The following is a 3,062-nucleotide window of genomic DNA, read 5'->3' as shown; positions in this document are numbered from 1 at the left end:
CCGCACTCCGGCGCCTCCGCCAACCAGGCCGCCCTGTTCGCCCTGGCCCAGCCCGGCGACACCATCCTCGGTCTCGACCTCGCCCACGGCGGTCACCTCACCCACGGCATGAAGATCAACTTCTCGGGCAAGCAGTTCAACGTCGTGCCGTACCACGTGGACGACGCCGGTCTCGTCGACATGGACGAGGTCGAGCAGCTCGCCAAGGCCCACAACCCGAAGGTGATCATCGCGGGCTGGTCGGCCTATCCGCGGCAGCTGGACTTCGCCGAGTTCCGCCGGATCGCCGACGAGACCGGCGCGTTCCTGTGGGTGGACATGGCCCACTTCGCCGGGCTGGTCGCGGCAGGGCTGCACCCGAACCCGGTCGAATACGCGGACGTGGTCACCTCCACCACCCACAAGACGCTCGGCGGCCCGCGCGGCGGCATCATCCTCGCCCGGAGCAAGGAGTTCGCGAAGAAGCTCAACTCCTCGGTCTTCCCCGGCTTCCAGGGCGGCCCCCTGGAGCACGTCATCGCGGCCAAGGCGGTCTCCTTCAAGGTCGCCGCGAGCGAGGAGTTCAGGGAGCGCCAGCGGCGCACGGTCGAGGGCGCGAAGCTCCTCGCCGAGCGGCTGACGGCACCCGACGCCCGCGCCGCGGGTGTCGACGTGCTGTCCGGCGGCACCGACGTCCACCTCATCCTGGTCGACCTGCGCGACTCCGAGCTGGACGGGCAGCAGGCCGAGGACCGGCTCCACGAGGTCGGCATCACCGTCAACCGCAACGCCGTCCCCGACGACCCGCGCCCCCCGATGGTGACCTCCGGCCTGCGCATCGGCACCCCGGCCCTCGCCACCCGCGGCTTCACCGCCGAGGACTTCGCCGAGGTCGCCGACGTCATCGCCGAGGCGCTCAAGCCGTCGTACGACGCCGAAGCCCTCAAGGCGAGAGTCAAGGCACTCGCCGCCAAGCACCCGCTCTACCCCGGCCTGTAACCGACAACCCCCGCAGGGGGCGTGCCGCCACCGACCGGCACGCCCCCTCCGACTCCACGGAGCGTGGCGTGGCAATCAGCGTCTTCGACCTGTTCTCGATCGGCATCGGTCCGTCCAGCTCGCACACCGTGGGCCCGATGCGCGCCGCCGGGATGTTCGTCAGGCGGCTGAAGCAGGACGGGGCGCTGGCCCAGACCGCCGCCGTACGGGCGGAGCTGTTCGGTTCCCTCGGCGCCACCGGCCACGGCCACGGCACCCCCAAGGCGGTCCTGCTCGGCCTGGAGGGCAACGAGCCGCACACGGTCGACGTCGCCCGGGCCGACCTGGACGTCGAGCGCATCCGGGCCAGCGGACGCATCCGTCTGCTCGGGGAGGAGATCGGTCCCGCCCACGAGGTCGACTTCGACGTCTCGGGCGACCTGGTCCTGCACCGAAGGAGATCACTGCCGTACCACGCCAACGGCATGATCCTCTTCGCGTACGACGCCGACGGGGCGCCCCTGCTGCAGAAGACGTACTACTCGGTCGGCGGCGGCTTCGTCGTCGACGAGGAGGCCGCCGGCGCGGACCGCATCAAGCTCGACGACACCGTGCTGCCCCACCCGTTCAGCACCGGCGACGAACTGCTGCGGCTCGCCCGGGAGACAGGGCTGTCGATCTCCGCGCTGATGCTGGAGAACGAGCGGGCCTGGCGCACCGAGGCGGAGATCCGCGCGGGTCTGCTGGAGATCTGGCGCGTCATGGAGGCCTGCATCTCCCGGGGGCTGGGCCGCGAGGGCATCCTCCCCGGCGGTCTGAAGGTCCGCCGCCGGGCCGCGGCGGCCGCCCGCGCGCTGCGCAGCGAGGGCGACCCGCAGGCTCGCTCCATGGAGTGGATCACGCTGTACGCGATGGCGGTCAACGAGGAGAACGCCGCAGGCGGCAGGGTCGTCACCGCACCGACGAACGGCGCGGCCGGCATCATCCCCGCCGTCCTGCGCTACTTCCTCGATTTCGTCCCGGGCGCCGACGACGACGGCATCGTCCGCTTTCTGCTGGCCGCCGGCGCCATCGGTCTGCTCTTCAAGGAGAACGCCTCCATCTCCGGCGCCGAGGTCGGCTGCCAGGGCGAGGTCGGCTCGGCCTGCTCGATGGCGGCGGGGGCGCTCGCCGAGGTCCTGGGCGGCTCCCCGGAGCAGGTCGAGAACGCGGCCGAGATCGGCATGGAGCACAACCTCGGCCTGACCTGCGATCCGGTGGGCGGCCTGGTCCAGATCCCGTGCATCGAGCGCAACGGCATGGCCGCGGTCAAGGCGGTCACCGCGGCCCGTATGGCCATGCGCGGCGACGGCTCGCACAAGGTGTCCCTCGACAAGGTCATCAAGACGATGAAGGACACCGGCGCGGACATGAGCGTCAAGTACAAGGAGACCGCCCGCGGCGGGCTCGCGGTGAACATCATCGAGTGCTGAACCGCCGGGAACGGGCGGCAGGACGAACGGGGGTCCCAGGATGAGCGGCTCGGTCGGCGCCGTCAGCAGCAACGGCACGTACTCCTTCACCAAGCCCAACCGCGACAGCGTCACGCTGATCGCCGGGCTCGGGGTGGAGGGCGACGTGCACGCCGGAGCCACGGTGAAGCACCGGTTCCGGATGAAGAAGGACCCCTCGCAGCCGAATCTGCGGCAGGTGCACCTCATCCACGAGGAGCTCTTCGACGAGGTGCGCGCGGCCGGGTTCGAGGTGGCCGCGGGACAGCTCGGGGAGAACGTGACGACCCGGGGGATCGATCTGCTCGCACTGCCCGCCGGGACGCTGCTGCGGCTGGGCGCGGACGCCGTGGTGCGGGTGACGGGGCTGCGCAACCCCTGCGCGCAGATCGACGCGTTCCAGAAGGGTCTGATGAAGCAGGTCGTCGGGCGGGCTCCGGACGGCCGTCCGGTCTTCCGGGCCGGGATCATGGGCGTCGTGCTGAGCGGGGGCGTCGTGCGGCCCGGCGACCCGATCGCGGTCGAGCTGCCGGACGGGCCGCACATGCCCCTCGAGGTCGTCTGATCCCGCCCTCGCCGGGCTGGAGGCAGCCCGGCAGACGGGACTTTCGAAAC

At 71.4% G+C, this 3,062-nt stretch carries 3 protein-coding genes; all 3 read left to right on the top strand.

Translation table 11 applies throughout. The features are described from left to right. Positions 1-978, top strand: a 978-nt coding sequence (glyA, locus tag ABT300_RS42665; RefSeq protein ID WP_351688165.1) for a serine hydroxymethyltransferase, incomplete at its 5' end; no start/stop codon positions are given. A 68-nt stretch (positions 979-1,046) separates the two neighbouring features. Further along, entirely contained in the window at positions 1,047-2,429 is a 1,383-nt protein-coding gene (locus tag ABT300_RS42660) for an L-serine ammonia-lyase (RefSeq protein ID WP_351688163.1), read from the top strand. Positions 2,430-2,469: 40 nt separating this feature from the next. Further along, positions 2,470-3,012 (top strand): MOSC domain-containing protein, encoded by a 543-nt coding sequence (locus ABT300_RS42655; RefSeq protein ID WP_351688161.1) that lies wholly within the window; start codon positions 2,470-2,472, stop codon positions 3,010-3,012. Positions 3,013-3,062: the final 50 nt, after the last annotated feature.

The sequence above is a fragment of the Streptomyces sp. NPDC001027 genome, assembly GCF_040299045.1.
Lineage (GTDB): Bacteria > Actinomycetota > Actinomycetes > Streptomycetales > Streptomycetaceae > Streptomyces.
This window is presented reverse-complemented; position numbering and strand designations above follow the sequence as displayed.

What these genes read in the sequence shown, in the direction of transcription:
- ABT300_RS42655 (WP_351688161.1), top strand. Translation starts at nt 2,470, where the DNA reads ATGAGCGGCTCGGTCGGCGCCGTCAGCAGCAACGGCACGTACTCCTTC.